This is a genomic window from Thalassobaculum sp. (assembly GCF_040219215.1).
Taxonomy (GTDB): Bacteria; Pseudomonadota; Alphaproteobacteria; order Thalassobaculales; family Thalassobaculaceae; genus Thalassobaculum_A.
The window spans coordinates 12,775-29,276 of the sequence record NZ_JAVJSX010000028.1; the positions used below are offsets into that span (position 1 = coordinate 12,775).

The window sequence follows — 16,502 nt, forward strand, 5'->3', positions numbered from 1 at the left end:
AGATGGCCGTCTCGCAGGAAGCTGACGTGGAAAGGGGCCCGATGCCGGATGCGGCACCGGGCCTCGACTACGACGTCCTGATCATCGGTGCCGGGATTTCCGGCATGTACCAGTTGCATCTGCTGCGCCAACTCGGCCTGCGGGTGCGGGTGTTCGAGGCCGGGACCGGGGTCGGCGGCACCTGGTACTGGAACCGCTATCCCGGCGCCCGCTTCGACTCCGAAAGCTGGTCGTATGGCTATTCCTTCGACCAGGAACTGCTGGACGAGTGGGATTGGACCGAGCATTTCTCGCCGCAGCCGGAGACCGAGCGCTACCTCAACCGGTTCGCCGACAAGTTCGACCTGCGTCGCGACATCACCTTCCAGGCCCGGGTCGCGGCCGCCCGTTGGGATGACGCGGCACAGTGCTGGACCCTGACCCTAGAGGACGGCAGCCGCCACACCGCGCGGTTCCTGGTCACCGCCGTCGGCCCGCTGTCGGCCCCGACCTATCCGCGCCTACCCGGCCTGGGCGACTTCATGGGCGAGGCCTGGCACACCGGGCTGTGGCCGAAGCACACGGTCGACTTCACCGGCAAGCGGGTGGCGGTGATCGGCACCGGCGCCTCGGCGGTGCAGGCGATCCCGGAAATCGCCAAGACCGCCGGCCACCTGACGGTGTTCCAGCGTCGACCGAACTGGTGCACGCCGCTGCACAATGCGCCGATCGACCGAGCCGAGATGGCCGAGATCCGCAGCCGCTACCCGCAGATCTTCGAGCGCTGCCGCGAGACCGCCGCCTGCTTCGTGCACACCGCGGACCAGCGCGGCACCTTCGAGGTGAGCGATGAGGAGCGCGAGGCGTTCTGGGAGAAGCGCTATGCCGAGCCGGGCTTCGGCATCTGGCAGGGCAATTTCCGCGACGTGCTGATCGACCGGGCGGCCAATGCCCTGCTGTCGGAGTTCGTGGCCCGCAAGATCCGCCAGCGCGTCACCGACCCGGTCGTTGCCGACAAGCTGATCCCCAAGGACCATGGCTTCGGCACCCGTCGCGTTCCGCAGGAGACCGGCTACTACGAGACCTTCAACCGGCCGAACGTCGAGCTGGTCAGCATCCTGGACACCCCGATCCAGTGGATCACCGCAACCGGGCTTGAGACCAGCGCCGGCGCGTTCGACTTCGACATGATCGTCTATGCCACCGGCTTCGACGCCATCACCGGCAGCCTGGACCGCATCGACATTCGCGGGGCCGGCGGCCGGGCGCTGAAGGAGCGTTGGAAAGGCGGGTTGGAGACCTGCCTGGGGGTGATGGTCGACGGGTTCCCCAACCTGTTCATGGTGATGGGGCCGCATACCGCGCTGGGCAACATCCCGCGCAGCATCGAGTACAATGTGGAATGGATCGCCGGCCTGCTGTTCCACATGACCGGGCGCGGGTTGAGCGTGGCCGAGCCGCGCCCCCAGGCGGTGGCCGAATGGACCGCCTTCGTGAAGAAGAAGGGCGAGGGCCTGCTGTCCAACGAGGTGGATTCCTGGATGACCGGGGTCAACCTGAACGTCGAGGGCAAGCAGGTCCGCACCATCGCCCGCTACAGCGGCACGGCGCCCGAGTATCGGGAATGGTGCGACAACGTTGCCGCCGGGGGGTACCGGGAACTGGCCCTGGACGCCGCGCCGTGACCGGAACGGCATCCGCCCCGCTGCGCATCGGCCTGATCGGCGCCGGCATGATCAGCCGCTACCACCTGACCGCATGGCAGCGCTGCGCCGGGGCCGAGGTGGTGGCGATCGCCGATCCGTCGGCAGAAGCGGCCCAAGGCCGGGCATCCGAGTTCGGCGTCCCCGCCACCTTCGCCGATGCCGATGCCTTGTTCGACGCCGTACCGCTCGACGCCGTCGACATCGCGGCACCCATGGAGTTCCACGCTGCCCTGTGCCGTGCAGCCGCCGCGCGCGGCATCGCCATCATGTGCCAGAAGCCGCTGTGCCCGACCCTGGCCGAGGCCCGCGCCCTGGTGGCCGAGATCGGCGACCGGGTGCCGTTCATGGTGCACGAGAACTGGCGGTTCCGGCCGCAGTACCGGCTGATCCGGCGTTGGCTGGACGAGGGCCGGATCGGACGGGTCCGCGCCTTCACCCTGGAGGTGATGACCAGCGGCCTGGTGCCCGACCTGCCGGGCCAGCCGCCACCCGCCCTGCGCCGCCAGGCCTTCATGGCGCGCATGCCCCGGCTGACCGTGCTGGAGGGCATGATCCACCAGATCGACACCCTGCGCTTCCTGCTCGACGGCCTGTCGGTCGCCGGCGCGCGCCTCGCCCGGCTGAGCGACGCGGTGATCGGTGAGGACACCGCCATGCTGTTGTTGGAAAGCCCGGACGGCGCCATCGGCACGCTGTCGACCTCGCTGACCGTCCCCGGCGGCCCGCCGCGCAGCAGCGACACGATGCGGCTGATCGGCGAGCGCGGCACCATCACCTTCGAGGACTCGACGCTGCGCTGGTCCGGCGGCGGGGACACCCAGACCTGGGACAGGGAGGAAGCCTACCAAGCCTCGTTCGACGGCGTGATGGCCCACTTCGCCGACGCCCTGCGCCGGGGGGCACCGTTCGAGACATCGGCGGCCGAGAATCTGGCGACGCTGCAACTGGTAGACGACGTGTATCGGTTGGCGAGGTGGGATCAGTAGGAGCGTACTGTGATCCTGAGTTGATGCACTGAAAACGCAGGGTCGAATCCGCTTGCTACCGGCAATACACGGTGACCACTCGACCGGTTGCAGCCCGTTAGCAGCAGCTAGTTGTCCTTCCTCACAACTCCGCCAGAAACCGCCGCAGCGCGGGCTCCCATTTCGCGGCGTCGCTGCCCGAGGCGAGGTGGCCGTGCTCGCTGTCGATCTCCTCGTAGATTGCGTCGACCCCGGCGTCGGCCAGGGCCTGCATCACGCCGGGCGCCAGGGTCGGCGGGAACAGCGCGTCGGTGCGCGACAGGACATAGAGCAGCTTGGCCTTGATCCTGGCGAGGTCGGGCCGGACATCGTAGCGGTTCATCGCCCGGCCCAGCACCAGCAGCGAGTGGCCGTCGGCCTGTTCGGCCCAGTCCCGGGCCATGCGGCGGATCTCGGCGTCGCGCTCCGCCTTGTCGGGCAGGCCGGCCGCCAGGGCCTCGTCGATGCCGTAGCGCCGCAGGGTGTCCTCGCGCAGCGCGGTCATGGTGGCGAGAATGCCACCGGCCTCGTAGTAGTGGCCGCCGTTCCAGTTCGGATCGCGGGCCAGCACCGCCTCGGTCGCATCGATATCGATGGCGCGGCTGTTCGGCGCGGTCACCACCGGCACCAGCCCCTTCATGAAGTCCGGGTACTCCACCCCCCAGGTGAAGGCCTGGAAGCCGCCATAGGACGGGCCGATCACCGCGACCAATGCCTTGACGCCGAGCGCGTCGAGCAGCCGGCGCTGGGCAGCCACGATGTCGGGCAGGACGATCGGCGGGAAGTCCGGGCCATAGGCGCGCCCGGTGGCCGGGTTCGGGCTGCGCGGCGCGGTCGACCCGAACGACGCGCCGAGCATGGTGGAACTGACGACGAAGTAGCGGTCGGTGTCGATCGCCCGGCCGGGGCCGACGAGCCGGCCCCAACTGCCCTCCGACGCGCCGGTGCCGCCCTGGATGTAGGTGTGCGACGAGGTGTAGCCGTGGGTCATCAGCACGGCGTTGCGCCCGTCCGGCGCCAGGGTGCCGAGGGTCATGTAGGCGAGCCGGGCGTCAGGCAGCGTGCCGCCCAGGCGAAGCGGCAGGTCGCCGATGCTCTGGTACTGGGTCATGCCACGCCCACCCGGGGATCGATCGGCAGCATGTCCGCCAGCCCGGTCTGCTCCTCCAGCAGGGCCGCCGCCGCCAGCAGCGTGGCCTCGTCGTGCGGGCGGCCAACCATCTGCAGCCCGATCGGCCGTCCGTCCTCGGTGTAGCCGGCCGGCAGGCTGAGCGCGGGGCAGGCGGTCAGGGTGATCGACGAGGTGGTCATCGATGCGGCGATGTAGTTGTCGAACTTCACCCCGTCGACCTCGTCAATATGGGTCTTGTTCACGTCGTAGGGCGGCACCACCGAAACCGGCAGCAGCAGCAGGTCGTAGGTATCGAAGAACGCCAGCACCCGGCGGTAGAAGGCGGCGCGCTCGCGCTCGGCCCAGGCGACCTGCTCGGGCGTCTGCTTCAGTCCCTTCTCGGTGTTCCAGATGATGTCCGGCTTGATCAGGTGGCGGTGGGTCTTCAAACGCTCGCCGTGGCTGACCACGAAGATCATGGCGCGCAGGATCTGGAACGCCTCGCCGATGTGGCCCATCTCCGGGCAGGCCTGTTCGACCGTCACGCCGACGCTGGCGAACTTGGCGGCCGCCGTCTCGCAGACTGCACGCACCGCCTTCGACACCGGGGCGACGCCCCCCAGGTCCGGGGTGAACGCCACCCGCTTCGGCCACCAGGCCTTCCTGTCGGCCAGCGCTGCGTCCACGGTGTCGGCGTAGCCGCGCTCGGGCGCCGGCCGGGTCATCGGGTCGTGCGGGCACTGCCCGGCCATGGCATCCAGGAACAGCGCGATGTCCGGCACGTTGCGCGCCATCGGCCCCTCGACGGAACTCGGGCTGAACAGGTTGTTGGCGGTGCCGCGGGTCACCCGGCCCGGGGTCGGGCGCAGGCCGACGGTGGAGGTGTGCGAGGCCGGGCCGCGCAGCGAGCCGCCGTGGTCGGAGCCGTGGGCCAGCCAGACCTCGCCGGCCGCCAGCGCCGCCGCCCCGCCGCCGGTCGACCCGCCGGGGGTGAGGGCGGTGTTCCACGGGTTGCGGGTCTTGCCGAACACCTCGTTGTAGGTGTTGCCGCCGGCCCCGAACTCCGGCGTGTTCGACTTGGCGATCACCGCCCCGCCGCGCGCCTCGATCCGCTTGACCAGCGGGTGCGAGGCGGTCGGCACGTGGTCGGCGTGGATCGGTGAGCCGTAGGTGGTGCGCACGCCCTCAACGTCCATCAGGTCCTTGATGGCGACCGGCAGGCCGGCCAGCCAGCCGCGCCGGTCTTCCGGCGGAGTCGTGGGCAGCGCCTTGGCGAAGGCGAGGGCGCGGTCCAGGCACAGGGTCGGCAGGGCGTTGATCGCCGGATCGACCTCGGCGATCCGCGCGGCCGCGGCGTCGATCAATTCCAGCGGCGACACCTCGCGCGCCACCAGCAGGCGCACCGCCTCGCGCGCGGTCAACCGGATCAGTTCGTCGCGGCGCGTCATATCGCCCTCCGTTGTGTGTGCCGGCAAACTCAAGCAAGCCGGCGCGGGGCGGTCAATCCTCGTCCACCGCAGGCCCGCTTGCGGGAACCCTGGCCCCCAACAGACGTTACAATCGGCAGGGGGAGTGGCTGACGCGCTGCTCGATATCGATTCTGGCTCATGGAATTGACGGAGCGCTCCAACAATCGACACCAACGATCAATCGCTGACGTTTCTGAGGGAATCCAACGCTGATCCACGGGTTCTGGTGGTCGTAGGGACCCGGCCGGAGGCCATCAAGTTGGCCCCGGTCCACACCCGGCTTCGCCAGCGGCTCGGGACCTTGGGATCGAGGGTGCTGCTGACCGGCCAGCAGGTCGAGTCGGCCAGGACAGGGCTGGAGGCATTCGACATTACCGCCGACCTGATGCTGCCGGCCGTGCAGCGCGACGGCACGGGCCGCAAGATGGCCGGAATGCTCGACCAGGCCTCGCAGGTGATGTCCCGGACCGACCCCGACGGGGTGGTCGTGCTGGGCGGCAGCAACTCGGCACTGGTCGGTGCGCTCGCCGGCTATTACGCGAATGTCCCGGTAAGCCATGTCGAAGCTGGGATCCGGACCCATGACCTCGACCGGCCCTATCCCGACGAGGGCAACCGCCAACTGATCACCCGGATTGCGTCGATGCATTTCGCGCCGACCGGTCGTGCAGCGGACAACCTGACGGCCGAGGGCGTGCCGTCCGAGCGGATCGACGTTGTCGGAAACACCATCGTGGACGCGATCGAGCAGGCGCGGCCGCGCTTCGCCGGAACCTGCCCGCCACCACCGGACGGCACCCACCGTATCGTCATCGCGCTGCAGCGCCGCGAGTTCTGGGGCAAGCCGATCGTCCGGTTCTGTGGGGCGCTTCGCCGGCTCGCCTTGAGTCGGCCCGACATTGAACTGGTGTTCGTGCTGCACCCCGATCCGACGCTCAAGCGCACCATCCGCAACGCCATCGGAAGCGGGGTGAATATCCACCTGGTCGACGCCTTGGACTTCCTGGCCATGCAGGCGTTGCTCTCGACTGCGGACGTGCTGATCACAGATTCCAACGGCCTGCAGGAGGCCGCACCCAGCCACCATCTGCCAACCCTGGTTACGCGCGACAAGACCGACCAGATCGAGGCGGTTGAAGCCGGGACCGCGCGGCTGATCGGGTTCAACGGCCGGTTAGCGGCCCAAGAGGTCAGGCGCCTGCTGGACGATCGCCGGGCGTATGCCGACATGGCCAGCCCGGACAATCCGTTCGGTGACGGCCATGCCGCCGAGCGTATCGTCGCGGCTCTCCACGACCTGCGAGCGGCAGCGTAGGGGGGCGACGCAACTCCGACGTCGCTCGTGCTGCCGGTTACCCCAGGATGGCGTGGACTCGCTCAGCGATCACCATCTCGTCGCCGGGTTGCAGGGCGACCGGGCTGAACAGCACCGAGCCCTCGTGCACCCGCGATGGATTGGCATGCACCGACGGCTCTCCATCCTGCAGGCGGCGCACCAGATCCAGCGCGGTCAGCCCGGCGGCATCCTCGTCCAGGGCCAGTTGCACCATGGGGGCCGAAGGCCGCCGCCGGTCGCGGATCAGGGTGACGGTGGCGTGCCGGATGCCGCCCAGCGCCGCGGCCAAGGCCTCCATCTGCACGGTCCATCGGTCGATGCGGGTGTCGTCTCCTTCGGCGACGAACAGGTCCAGCGCGGTCAGCAGGCCGACGACCGCTTCCTTGCCGACCTTGGCCGGGCGGCCGATGCCATGATGCGGCAGGCCCGGGATCCGCGCCTTGTCGAACAGGGCCGGGGGCGGGTTCCACTGCTCCCAGTGGATGTCCTGGTCGAGGTGCTGCAAGGCGGCAGCCATGACAAGGTCGCGCTTGCCGCACAGAATACCCGACGCTTGCGGCCCGCCGATCGCCTTGCCGCCGGAGTAACAGACCAGATCAGCACCCTCGGCGATGAAGCGCTTCAGATTGTCGGCCGGCGGCAGCTGGGCTGCGGCGTCGACCAGCACCGGCACGCCGGCGGCATGGGCAACAGCCACGACCTCCGGCAGCGGCGGCCTGGCATCGGGCCCGGCGACGTACAGCACCGCTGCGGTGTGCTCGGTGATGGCGGCGGCGATCTCCCACGCCTCGGTGTCGCGCACTCCGGCGCCGGCGTAGCGGTCTGACAGCCCGACCTCGACCAGGGTCACCCCGGCGCCGCGCACCGCGTGGTCGTAGAAATTGCGGTGGCTGCGCGGCACCACGACTTGGTTCTTCATGCCTGTCGTGTCCGGCAGCCGGTTCATCCGTGCCGGATCCAGCCCGGTCACGCAGGCGGCGGTCCCGAGCAGCAGGGCCGCCGCCGCGCCCGCCGTAACATAGCCGGCTTCAGCCCCGGTATGCCCGGCGATCAGTTCCGAGGCCCGCGCCTCCAGGGTCGCCATGTCGACGTTCCACTGGGTCGCCTCGCGCATGGCGTCGGCAACCTCCGGCCGCATGATGCCGCCCGACAGCCGAGTTGCGGTGGTGTGGGCGTTCACGATCGTCGGCACGCCGAGCCGCTCATACACCGAGGCGTTGGGGCGCTGGGTCATGGCCAATCGGCTCGGTTTGTCGGCTCGCGTCATGCCACTCTCCGCCATGTTCGTCGGAACTCAATCAAGCTGGCGGACCGCGGTCAATGCAAGCCGTTGCTTTGGCACCGGTCCGGAAGTAATCGTCGGAAACCGGAGCATGACCCTCGATGCCGGTTTCGGGCCGCTGGTCGACCGACGGCAGTGGCGGCGGGTGACGCGCTTCGCTGCTGATGATGAAGGTTGTTGGATGAAGACCACGTCAAATCAAACCGTGTTCCGTTCGAGAATAATATCGAACTTAAACGAGTCCAGAAATCTACTGTCGATTTTGGTGTTTTACCTGTCGAAAAGTGCTTTGTCGGCCACAGATCGGAGAATGGTCTGGAGTCTATGCTCTTGGCGTTCTGATCCAGAAACCAAAGTGTTGATTGAACTCGTCAAATATATGATGACTCTGGTCTCTCATACCGATGACATCGTAAATATCGATTCATCGGGAAAGTACTTCAGTGAACTCAGGGTGATATCGGAAGGCCTCAAGAATGCTGTTTGTGGTGATGAGTTGGATGCGGGCGTTTTCAAAAACAGTGTAAATGTTTCGTTTATGAGATGGTGTATCAAAAATATCGTTGGGTTTATGAAATTTACTGGAAATGATCAATTTGTACGGAATATGGAGAAATTCTGGGCGCTGCTGGAGTTTTCTCATTTAGAAAGCAGTGAATGCATTTTGTTCGACGCGGCGCAGTTCGAAAATATCGGCCATTTAGTGTCATACAAGGCGCTTGAGCTGTCTGCAGGCATGTCGACGATAAATCAGAAGCCCAAATTCGTAATGGAACCAACAGAATCTCAGAACAACTATTTGAAAAGTTTAGTTGTTCAAGATGTGGGCGTTGTCGAAAAGTCCACTCTTGATCGGGTCCGGTATTATTACATGCCTCTTGGAATGTTACCGGTACTGAGGGGTGATGAGTTTGAGACGTCGCTTGGGTCGATCATATCGAATAGCTTCGATCAATATTATTCTAAAAATTTCAAAAATATAGTCGAGTTGGACGACGGTACGATCAAAAAGTGTGTTGATGAATTAAGGTCAATTGGAGTCCATAATCTTAACAATATTGTTCTGATTCATGTAAGGGAGACTAATCGACGGAATCACCTAGGTTATCATGTCCTGACAGAGGTGCGAAATGCGAAAATTGAGACGTATTATCTCGCCGTGCGATATTTGGTAAGTCGCGGATATCAAATTATACGGATGGGCGATTCCGGTATGATGCCAAGTCGTCCAATTGAAGGAATGTTAGATTATCCGTTCTCAAATATAAAATCGGATTATATGGATATTTTTCTGTCATCAATCTGTAAAATGATGATTGGAACCTCGTCAGGAATGTCCCACGTTCCAATGTTGTTCAATAAGCGAATTTTATACACGAACTGGATGCCGTTTGGAGATTTTTTGTTCTCTCGAAAGTCCATGACAATCACCAAGACGTTGTACAGAAACGGCGATCGAATTCCATTCTTGACGATGAATAGAGAATTCAGAGGTGTCTATAATAGACTGTTATTTGATTTGAATGATGTTGTCGTTGTGGATAATTCACCTGAAGATATTTTGCAAGCAGTACAGGATATGGAAAAATATCCCGACGGCGAAATTGACTATAGCAATCCGCTAAAGGTCAGAATTGCACCGAGTTTCGCTAAAAAAATGGGGATTTTATAAGAAAGCATGTCGGGCTTTATGTTCCGAATCATGACTTTCTTCGAAGCGTCAGGATGGTGATCGGCTGACGGGACCGCCTTATTCGACTGAGGTGCGGCAGCGGCGCGCCCGTCTGCCGCATTGCATCGGGCGCGCTGGGCGTCATCTCCGTTACGGGATGGTGAACGGCTTGGCCTGCACGTCGTAGTCCGGGTAGCCCAGGGTCGTGCGCAGTTCGGCCGGCGGCATCGCGCTCGTCGCCTCCGCCTTGCCGGCGGCCAATGCCGCCAGACCGGCCTTCATGCCGGCGACGGCCGGCGACAGCATGCCGGTGGGGTAGGTACCGATCTTGAAGCCGAGCGCCAGGGCTTCGGTCTGCGACGGTGTCGCCCGAGGCGCGCCGGGGGACAGCACGGCGAACGATGGCTTACCGCCGGCGGCGGCGACTGCGCGGCGGACCTCGTCGTCATCGGCCGGGGAGTCGAGGAACAGGATGTCGGCCCCTTCGTTGACGTACATCTCGATCCGGGCAACCGCTTCGTCGATTCCCTTGGTCGGTCGGCAGTCGGTCCGGGCCAGCACCAGGATGCCGGAGTCCTTGGCGGCCTCGACCGCGGCACGGATCTTCATGCGGGCTTCCTCGCGCGACAGGCACGGCTTGCCGGCCGAGGTCAGGGCACGCGGCGTGATCTTGTCCTCGATCAGCACGGCCGCTGCCCCGGCCCGGCCGTAGGCGCGGACCGTGCGCTGCACGTTCATGGCGTTGCCGTAGCCGTGGTCACCGTCGGCCAGCACCAGGGTCTGCGGGGCGGCGCCGTGCACCATGTTGAACGAGTCGAACATCTCGCCGAACGAAATGAGGTCGAGATCGGGGCCGCCCAATCGGCTGGCCGCCACGCATGAACCCGAAAGGAACGCGGTCTTGAAGCCGGCTTCGGCGGCGAGCTTGGCGCTCAGTCCGTCCCAGACCGCCGGCATTACGACAAGGCCGGGCTCGGTCAACAAGGCACGCAGGCGATCAGGCGCGTTCATGGCGGCATTTCCCTCATCTGGATGTTCGGCGACGACGATAGGCAGCGTTCCGGCGGGCGGCAAGCGGACGCTCTGCGATGGCAGTCGTGCTACATTCGTTGCCTAAGCGACGATGGTCCTGCTGACATCGCGGCTTGGTTCGGCCACTCTGGATGCGGACCGGCGGGGGACTGAGCATGAAGATCGACGACCTGACCATCACCCTGTTCGCCTGGGATGGAATTCCAGCGACCCGCTACGGCGGGCATACCGGCACCTTCGCAGGGCAGAGCAACCTTGGGCTGCTGACGATCCGCACCGACGACGGGATCGAGGGCCATGCTTTCCTCGGATCGGCGATGTTTCCGGCCGACCAGGATGGTCCGTCCCTGGTGCGGGCGCTGAAACCGCTGGTCATGGGGCGCGACCCGCGCGACCGCGAGGCCATCTACGGTGCCATGCAGAAGCGCGGCCGGTACGTCACCCTGCGGGCGATCGGCGCGGTCGATGTTGCCCTCTGGGATATTGCCGCCAAGGCGAGCGGCCAGCCGCTGTACAAGCACCTTGGCGCCTATCGGGAGTCAATCCCGGCCTATGCTTCGTCGGCGGTGCTGGCGTCGCGCGAAGCCTATGCCGAGGAGGCGGTCGGCTTTCGTGACGGCGGCTGGGCCGCCTACAAGATCCACCCGCCCGGCCCTTGGCAGGAGGATATCGAGATCTGCCAGGCGGTGCGCGCCGCCGTCGGCCCGGAATACCGGCTGATGCTGGATTCGACCTGGTCGTACAAGTACGAGCACGCCATCAAGGTCGGCCGCGCGATCGAGCAGCTCGGGTTCTACTGGTACGAGGATCCGCTGGCCGACGACGACCTGATGGGCTGCATCAAGCTGCGCGAGAAGCTCGACATACCGCTGATGGCGACCGAGTACTCGCCGGGCGGCTTCACCAATTACGCGCCGTGGATCCTGAACAAGGCGACCGACTATCTGCGCGGCGACGTGGCGGTGAAAGGCGGGATAACGGCGTTGCTGAAGACCGCGCATCTGGCCGAGGCGTTCGCCATGAACTACGAGATCCACCACGGCGGCAACTCGCTGAACAACTGGGCGAACCTGCACGTCGCGTTGTCGATCCCGAACACCCAGTTCTTCGAGGTCCTGCTGCCGGCTCAGGCGCAGAAGTATGCGATCATCGACGATCTGGAGCCCGACGCCCAAGGCTTCATCCACGCGCCGTCGACGCCCGGCCTGGGTGCCGTCATCGATTTTGAACTGATCCAGGCGAAGACCATTGGCATTCTGTCGTAGCGTCTTGACCGCCGAACGGGCGGCTGCGGAACTGGTCGAAGGCCGGTTCGAGGCGATGTACGATTTGTTCGAGGCGATCAGCAGTCCACGCCCGGTGCTGAAGTGGCAGCCCGATGACGTGGATCTGGAGAGCGAGCATCTGCGCTTTCTGCATGATTACTGGCGACGGCGAGCGAGCGCTGACCGCCTGCCGCTCTCCAGCGGGATCGACGCGCTCGACCTCAAGCCTGCCCTTGGATACGTCATGCTGTTGGAGCCAACCGGGACGGATGACGACTTCCTGTATCGGGTGTACGGCTCGATCATCGCCGAGAAGGGTGGACTGGAACTGACGGGCAAGCGGGTCTCGCAGGTTCCGTCGCCAATGGTGGCGGCATACTTCCTCGCGACCTACCGGGCGGTGGTGGTCCGGCGGTGCTCGCTCCTGGCACGTCACACCACGCACCACACCATTCAGATAACCCAGTGGGACCGCCTCATCCTGCCGTTCGCCGATCCCAGAGGCCGGATAGACCGGTTGCTCGTCGGCAATATCCCGGGTGCGCGAACGCTTTGATCTGGCGGCCGAGACGGCGGTCTCGATGTCATCGGCGCCGGCTAGCGGTTGCCGCATCCACGTTTAGTTGGAACTGGAGAACCCGTCGCACGGCGTTGTCGGATTGTACCCGACGAACTCCGTGGAAAGTGTTTTTCGACGGAGCGAACGCGAGACCGCAGTTGGGCCGATACGGAACCGTCGTGACCCGATTGAACCACTGCCGTGCGACACGCTTCTGCATGATATCAACGGGTGGATCGTCAGCGCCGCCGCGAAACGCGTACAACTCGGTACCCAGAGCCGGATCTGCATCGTCAGACGCCAAATACATGATCAATGTGAGCGCCTTGCGTGCCACATCGGTGTGCGGAAGAAGTTCATAGCCGCTGCGATCTTCGAGCAGGATGGCGCCGGGCCTGAGCGTGAGATCGATCGTACCAAACTCGCTTTCGAGTTCCTTGGTGAACCGCTGCGTAAGGGCACCGACCACCTGCCGATTCATCAGGACGGCAAACGCAGCGGCCAGGGCCGGTGCGATCGCTTTGGTATCGTCAAATGTGTCCGGGGTTACGGTGATTGAGAACCGGTGACTTTCCCGGCTGGCCACGCCTTCACCGGGGGCGTGCTGGTGCAATGCCGTTTCAGGCACGTCGATCCGTCGAAGCGCATCGAACAGCTCCGGCGCAAGCAGATCTTCAAACAGCAGGTGGGGAAACGGCCAGGCGTGCTGCCGTGTGTTCATGATCCGGTAGGCGGCATGCGCCGCATGTTCCTCTATGGCGCGTGGATCGATTTCCATGGCTGGCGTCCCTTGCCCGTGCGTCAACGATCCAGGGTGACCAAACCCCCGACCGTCAGTCGTTCATACCCCAGGTCGCCAACGCGGATCGAACCGATAGTTCGGTGTGCGGGTGCCCGATCAGCAGGCCGTGAAGGGTCGGAATCAGTTCGAAGTCGTGGTCGCGGTCGAGCCGGGTCTCGGCCACCCGTACGACGCCATCGTTGTCGCCTTCCAGGATGGGATTGAACCCCCAGTGACCGCTCGTACCACCGGCGATCACCAGCACTGGGATATCCGGCGGCGGTTCAGGCAGGTCGAGCGGTTCGCACAGTTCGCGCGCTGCGGGGCCGGAGATTCGATTGCCCGGGGGCAGGGTCCGAATGAGCCCTGCCATCTGAGCGCCGCGATTCGGGGTGCCAATCTGCACGATGCCGGCAACCGACATGCGAGCCATCCAATCGGTTCCATGCGCAAACGCGCTGCGCAGCACAAGGCCGCCCAGGCTGTAGGTGATGAAGATCACGCGGTCGTATCCGACGATTCCGGCCATGAATTCGTTCAGCCACTGACCCAACTCGGCGATTGTCGCATGCCCGCTCGGATAGTTCGGCGCCATGGTGCTCCAACCGGCGTCGTTCACTTGTCGCTCAAGCCGATGAACGGAGTGCCTTGATCGGTACAGGCCGTGCAGCATGACGATGAGCGTACCGTTGGACGCCGTGCGGTGCGGGAAGCGAAGCCGAGCCGTTGTCCGGCATGCCTCCAGGCTGCCACTGGCCACTCGCCGGTCGTGGCGGTCGAGCAGCCGGTGATGCGTCGTCCAGACGTGCTGCTGGATGCGGTGTTCGTGGCCGACCGCCACATCGCGCCAGAAGTGCCGGCCGCCGAGCGTCGGGATCGAGGATCGAGCAAGGCTCGCCATCAGACCCGAGCAGCGTGTCCAGATGTCTTGATGGTCGCATGCGTTCTGCATCATCGCATCACCGCCAATTTAATGGCTTTGGACAGGGTGGGCGCCAGATCAATCATGGGTCGGGTCAGGCGGCCGTAAAGAATGAAGGTTGCTGGCTGGGTGACGAGGCCCAGTGCCATCGCCGCCATCAGGTTTGCGTCGGCCCCGATGCACTCCTGCTTGTCGATCGCCGACTGGAACATCCGTCGCAGGCTCTCAACCGGGTTGGGCATGCCCTCGGTGATCCGGGGCAGCAGACCGTGCTGGGACAGCAGGATGAAGGCGAACAGATCGGCGTCCCGATCGAACAGGGTGCAAAACAGATCGACCATCCGGTCGATACGAACGGCGAACGTCGCGGCCCCAGCCGCAATCTGATCGATCTGGGTCGCGAGTTCGAAGTACGGGGTCGAGAACAGGGCCCAGGCCAGATCGTCCTTGCCCTTGAAATGGCGATAGATCGCACCCTCGGAGATCCCGACTTCGGCTGCGATGTCCTTGGTGGTCGTGGCGTTGACGCCCTTGCTCGCGAACAGGGAAACGGCGGCCCGCTCGATGCGGTCTCGGGTATCGGGACGGCGTGGCATGTCGATTTGATTGTTACAAGTGAATATTCACTTACAGTATTGACGAATTGGTGCCGCGTCAACTTCACAGCGGTCCGGTCTGGCGGCTATGATCGGATCTCAGCGCGCCCTTGCCGTTCGGTCTCCTCATCCGGCGCGGTCAGTCTTTCCTGCCCCGTCCATTCGATACCGGGACTTCGAACCATGACAGCCCATCAGGACGACACCAGCGGCGTCGGTGAAGAGCGGATCCGCAAGCTGAACGCCGCCGGCATGCCGGCGTTGGAGAAGGCGAGGGATCGGGACCGCGGCGCCGGGCCGTTCAAGCGGATGGTGCTGCGCGGTGCCACGATCATCGACGGCACCGGCGCGCCACCGTGGAGCCCGGCCGACATCGTGGTCGAGGACGGCAGGATCGTCGCGATCGAGAAGGTTGGCCTGCCGCGCAAGCTGGCTGCCGACGCGCGCCGGCCGGCTGCCGGCGACCATGAGATCGACTGCCGCGGCAAGTTCGTCACGCCAGGTTTCATCGATTGCCACGCCCATATCGGCGTGCCGTATCACGCGCTGTCGGGCCCCATGGCGCCGGCCGACTATGTCTTCAAGCTGTGGCTGGCGCATGGTGTCACCACGGTGCGCGAGATGGGCAGCTTCAACGGACTTGGCTGGACCCTGGACCAGAAGGCGCGGTCGCAGGCCAACGAGATCGCAGCACCGCGGATCCTGGCCTACTCGTACTTTCCGGCCGTCAACGACATGCTGAAGATCATTCACACGCCCGACCAGGGGCGGGAGTGGCTGCGGGCGTTGAAGGCGCGCGGCGCCGACGGCGTGAAGTTCTTCGGTGCTCCGCCGGCGATCATGGAGGCGGCCCTCGACGAGTGCCGCACGCTCGGCCTGCGCTCCGGCTGCCACCACGCCCAGCAGGCGGTGACCCGGATGAGCACGATGACCAGTGCGCGTTGGGGACTGACCAGCCAGGAGCACTATTACGGCTTGGCCGAATCGCTGTTCGAGAACCGGATCATCCAGGACTACACGCCGGACTACGATTATGGCGACGAGTACTTCCGGTTCTCGTTCGCGGGACAGACCTTCCGGCAGGCGGCACAGCCCGGCAGCGCCAAATGGAACGACGTCATGGACGAGTTCCTGGAGCTTGGTTTCACCTTCGTTCCGACTTTCTCGATCTACGATGCCAACCGCGACCTGATGCGCACCCGCCGGGCCGACTGGCATCGCGACTACACCTACGCCAGCCTTTGGAATTTCTACCAGCCGGACGGCGGTGGCCACGGCAGCTATTGGCACCGCTGGTCGACAACCAACGAGGTCGACTGGAAGCAGAACTACCGGCTGTGGATGCAGTTCATCAACGAGTTCAAGAACCGCGGCGGCCGGGTCTGTACCGGGTCCGATTCCGGCTTCATCTTCCAAACCTTCGGGTTCGGGTACATCCGCGAACTGGAGCTGCTGCAGGAAGCCGGGTTCACCCCTCTGGAGGTGCTGCGCGCCGCTACCATCCAGGGCGCCGAACTGCTTGATATCGACGACGAAGTCGGCAGCATCGAGGTCGGCAAGGCCGCCGACCTGCTGATCCACGACCAGAACCCGCTGGCCGACTTCAAGTTGCTTTACGGCACCGGCGCAATGCGACTGAACCAGGAGAACAACAAGGTCGAATGGCCACGGGCGCTGCGCTACACGATCCGCAACGGGGTGGTCTACGACGTCGACGAACTGTTGGCGGATATCCGCGAGATGGTTGCGGAGAGCCGCGCTGCGTCGCCGGAACTGCCGGTACCCTGA

The 16,502-nt window shown here is 64.6% G+C and carries 14 protein-coding genes; 7 read left to right on the forward strand and 7 right to left on the reverse strand.

What is annotated here, in order from left to right; genetic code table 11:
* Positions 1 to 2: 2 nt before the first annotated feature.
* Together RIC54_RS19625 and RIC54_RS19630 are read left to right on the forward strand one after the other, a co-directional pair.
* Entirely contained in the window at positions 3 to 1,664 is a 1,662-nt protein-coding gene (locus RIC54_RS19625) for a flavin-containing monooxygenase (RefSeq protein WP_350095708.1), read from the forward strand.
* Positions 1,661 to 2,671, forward strand: a complete 1,011-nt coding sequence (locus RIC54_RS19630; protein ID WP_350095706.1) for a Gfo/Idh/MocA family protein — start codon at positions 1,661 to 1,663, stop codon at positions 2,669 to 2,671. Before RIC54_RS19625 ends, RIC54_RS19630 begins: the two co-directional genes overlap by 4 nt.
* A 121-nt stretch (positions 2,672 to 2,792) precedes the next feature.
* Here the strand turns inward: RIC54_RS19630 and RIC54_RS19635 are convergent, their stop codons facing one another.
* Together RIC54_RS19635 and RIC54_RS19640 are read right to left on the reverse strand one after the other, a co-directional pair.
* Positions 2,793 to 3,800, reverse strand: coding sequence for an alpha/beta fold hydrolase (locus tag RIC54_RS19635; RefSeq protein WP_350095704.1), 1,008 nt, complete (start codon positions 3,798 to 3,800; stop codon positions 2,793 to 2,795).
* Positions 3,797 to 5,248: an amidase gene (locus tag RIC54_RS19640; protein ID WP_350095702.1), complete on the reverse strand. Its 1,452-nt coding sequence runs from the start codon at positions 5,246 to 5,248 to the stop codon at positions 3,797 to 3,799. Before RIC54_RS19640 ends, RIC54_RS19635 begins: the two co-directional genes overlap by 4 nt.
* A 247-nt stretch (positions 5,249 to 5,495) precedes the next feature.
* On the opposite strand from RIC54_RS19640, the gene wecB reads away from it, so the two are divergent.
* Entirely contained in the window at positions 5,496 to 6,584 is a 1,089-nt protein-coding gene (gene wecB / locus RIC54_RS19645; RefSeq protein ID WP_350095700.1) for a non-hydrolyzing UDP-N-acetylglucosamine 2-epimerase, read from the forward strand.
* Positions 6,585 to 6,621: 37 nt separating this feature from the next.
* On the opposite strand, the gene RIC54_RS19650 is transcribed toward wecB, so the two are convergent.
* Positions 6,622 to 7,872 (reverse strand): hypothetical protein, encoded by a 1,251-nt coding sequence (locus tag RIC54_RS19650; protein WP_350095698.1) that lies wholly within the window; start codon positions 7,870 to 7,872, stop codon positions 6,622 to 6,624.
* On the opposite strand from RIC54_RS19650, the gene RIC54_RS19655 reads away from it, so the two are divergent.
* Positions 7,838 to 9,559, forward strand: a complete 1,722-nt coding sequence (locus RIC54_RS19655) for a TIGR04372 family glycosyltransferase (protein ID WP_350095696.1) — start codon at positions 7,838 to 7,840, stop codon at positions 9,557 to 9,559. The genes RIC54_RS19650 and RIC54_RS19655 overlap by 35 nt on opposite strands.
* A 150-nt stretch (positions 9,560 to 9,709) precedes the next feature.
* Here RIC54_RS19655 and RIC54_RS19660 read toward each other — a convergent pair whose 3' ends face one another.
* Positions 9,710 to 10,570, reverse strand: coding sequence for an isocitrate lyase/PEP mutase family protein (locus tag RIC54_RS19660; protein ID WP_350095694.1), 861 nt, complete (start codon positions 10,568 to 10,570; stop codon positions 9,710 to 9,712).
* Between the two features lie 176 nt (positions 10,571 to 10,746).
* Between RIC54_RS19660 and RIC54_RS19665 the strand changes: the two genes are divergently transcribed.
* Together RIC54_RS19665 and RIC54_RS19670 are read left to right on the forward strand one after the other, a co-directional pair.
* A complete protein-coding gene (locus RIC54_RS19665) occupies positions 10,747 to 11,856 on the forward strand; it encodes an enolase C-terminal domain-like protein (RefSeq protein ID WP_350095692.1) in 1,110 nt (369 codons plus the stop codon).
* Positions 11,840 to 12,412 carry a PAS domain-containing protein gene (locus tag RIC54_RS19670; protein ID WP_350095690.1) on the forward strand — a complete coding sequence of 191 codons (573 nt, stop codon included), beginning with the start codon at positions 11,840 to 11,842 and terminating at the stop codon, positions 12,410 to 12,412. The genes RIC54_RS19665 and RIC54_RS19670 overlap by 17 nt, the downstream gene beginning before the upstream one ends.
* A gap of 28 nt (positions 12,413 to 12,440) precedes the next feature.
* Here the strand turns inward: RIC54_RS19670 and RIC54_RS19675 are convergent, their stop codons facing one another.
* Genes RIC54_RS19675 through RIC54_RS19685 form a run of 3 tightly spaced genes read right to left on the reverse strand, consistent with a single transcriptional unit; the run spans position 12,441 to position 14,714 of the window.
* Positions 12,441 to 13,193, reverse strand: a complete 753-nt coding sequence (locus tag RIC54_RS19675) for a hypothetical protein (protein WP_350095688.1) — start codon at positions 13,191 to 13,193, stop codon at positions 12,441 to 12,443.
* Positions 13,194 to 13,248: 55 nt separating this feature from the next.
* Positions 13,249 to 14,151: an esterase/lipase family protein gene (locus tag RIC54_RS19680; RefSeq protein ID WP_350095686.1), complete on the reverse strand. Its 903-nt coding sequence runs from the start codon at positions 14,149 to 14,151 to the stop codon at positions 13,249 to 13,251.
* On the reverse strand, positions 14,148 to 14,714 hold the full coding sequence (locus tag RIC54_RS19685; protein ID WP_350095684.1) for a TetR/AcrR family transcriptional regulator: 567 nt from the start codon (positions 14,712 to 14,714) through the stop codon (positions 14,148 to 14,150). The genes RIC54_RS19680 and RIC54_RS19685 overlap by 4 nt, the downstream gene beginning before the upstream one ends.
* A gap of 183 nt (positions 14,715 to 14,897) precedes the next feature.
* Here RIC54_RS19685 and RIC54_RS19690 point away from each other — a divergent pair, with 183 nt between their 5' ends.
* Positions 14,898 to 16,502 (forward strand): amidohydrolase family protein, encoded by a 1,605-nt coding sequence (locus RIC54_RS19690; protein WP_350095682.1) that lies wholly within the window; start codon positions 14,898 to 14,900, stop codon positions 16,500 to 16,502.

What these genes read in the sequence shown, in the direction of transcription:
- RIC54_RS19680 (WP_350095686.1), bottom strand. Translation starts at nt 14,151, where the DNA reads ATGATGCAGAACGCATGCGACCATCAAGACATCTGGACACGCTGCTCG.
- RIC54_RS19625 (WP_350095708.1), top strand. Translation starts at nt 3, where the DNA reads ATGGCCGTCTCGCAGGAAGCTGACGTGGAAAGGGGCCCGATGCCGGAT.
- RIC54_RS19665 (WP_350095692.1), top strand. Translation starts at nt 10,747, where the DNA reads ATGAAGATCGACGACCTGACCATCACCCTGTTCGCCTGGGATGGAATT.
- RIC54_RS19685 (WP_350095684.1), bottom strand. Translation starts at nt 14,714, where the DNA reads ATGCCACGCCGTCCCGATACCCGAGACCGCATCGAGCGGGCCGCCGTT.
- RIC54_RS19640 (WP_350095702.1), bottom strand. Translation starts at nt 5,248, where the DNA reads ATGACGCGCCGCGACGAACTGATCCGGTTGACCGCGCGCGAGGCGGTG.
- RIC54_RS19650 (WP_350095698.1), bottom strand. Translation starts at nt 7,872, where the DNA reads ATGACGCGAGCCGACAAACCGAGCCGATTGGCCATGACCCAGCGCCCC.
- RIC54_RS19635 (WP_350095704.1), bottom strand. Translation starts at nt 3,800, where the DNA reads ATGACCCAGTACCAGAGCATCGGCGACCTGCCGCTTCGCCTGGGCGGC.
- RIC54_RS19690 (WP_350095682.1), top strand. Translation starts at nt 14,898, where the DNA reads ATGACAGCCCATCAGGACGACACCAGCGGCGTCGGTGAAGAGCGGATC.
- RIC54_RS19660 (WP_350095694.1), bottom strand. Translation starts at nt 10,570, where the DNA reads ATGAACGCGCCTGATCGCCTGCGTGCCTTGTTGACCGAGCCCGGCCTT.
- RIC54_RS19675 (WP_350095688.1), bottom strand. Translation starts at nt 13,193, where the DNA reads ATGGAAATCGATCCACGCGCCATAGAGGAACATGCGGCGCATGCCGCC.
- RIC54_RS19655 (WP_350095696.1), top strand. Translation starts at nt 7,838, where the DNA reads ATGGCCAATCGGCTCGGTTTGTCGGCTCGCGTCATGCCACTCTCCGCC.